Here is a 1,060-nt window from a genome sequence, read left to right as displayed (position 1 = left end):
CCCACGGGGTGTTCGTCAGACCCATCTGGCTGAACATGAGGAAGGTCGGGACGGCGAGCGCGGTGCCCGGGACGGCGACCGCGCCGATCACGGTCGCGAACACGCCGCGCTTGCCCGGGAAGTCGAACTTGGCGAGCGCGTACCCGCCGAGCACGGCGAGGAAGGTCGCGCCGCCCGCCCCGAGCACGACGTACAGCAGCGTGTTGGCGAACCAGCGGCCGAAGATGCCGCCGTCGTAGGTCAGCGTGCGCGCGATGTTGTCGAACAGCGCGAAGTCGCCGCTGAACCAGAGCCCGAACGAGGAGAACAGGCTCGACTGCGTCTTGGACGCGTTGACGACGAGCCAGAACAGCGGCACGAGCGCGTAGAGCAGGACGATCCCGGTGAGGACGGTCATCAGGACGCTGCGGCGCGGGCGGGCCACGCTGTGCGGGGCGCGCGAGCGCAGGCGGACGGGCTTGCGCGTCGTGGCGCTCGTCGTCGTGCGGGACGCGGCGGGGACCGCCGGGGTCGAGGGGGTCGTGGCGGTCATCGTCAGGCCTCCTTGCGCATGCCGCGCAGCTGGACGACGTAGGCCACGATCATCGTGAGGACGCCCATGATGATGGCGACGGTCGCCGAGTAGTTGTACTGCTGGCCGGAGAACGACAGCGAGTACGCATACAGGTTCGGGGTGAAGTACGTCGTGATGGCGTTCGGCGCGAGGCTCTGGAGGATGCTCGGCTCGTTGAAGAGCTGGAACGAGCCGATGATCGAGAAGATCGTGGCGATGACCAGCGAGCCGCGGATCGCGGGGATCTTGATGGCCCGCACGACCTGCCACTGGGACGCGCCGTCGAGCTCGGCCGCCTCGTACAGCTCGGGGTCCACGCGCTGGAGCGCGGACATGAAGATGACGACCGGGTAGCCGATCTGGACCCAGATGAGCACGAGCATGACGCTCGACAGCGCGGTCGTCGTGTCGCCGAGCCAGTTGGGCGGGTTCTCGATGCCGATCCCGCGCAGGATCACGTTGAGCGCGCCGGTCTGGGCGTTGAGGATCCAGTTCCACAGCACGCCG

General features: G+C 68.4%; 1 protein-coding gene and 1 pseudogene. Both read right to left on the bottom strand.

Annotation, left to right across the window (positions count from 1 at the left end; all coding sequences use genetic code 11):
- Positions 1 to 532, bottom strand: a pseudogene (locus ACFCZN_RS21570) (carbohydrate ABC transporter permease); the annotation flags it as partial.
- Positions 533 to 534: 2 nt separating this feature from the next.
- The coding region (locus ACFCZN_RS21565; protein WP_430558130.1) for a carbohydrate ABC transporter permease at positions 535 to 1,060 on the bottom strand (526 nt) is incomplete at its 5' end.

Source organism: Isoptericola sp. NPDC056134 (genome assembly GCF_042264825.1).
GTDB classification, from domain to species: Bacteria; Actinomycetota; Actinomycetes; order Actinomycetales; family Cellulomonadaceae; genus Isoptericola; species Isoptericola nanjingensis.
The sequence above is the reverse complement of the archived record's forward strand: the minus strand, read 5'-3'. Positions and strand labels throughout refer to the sequence as shown.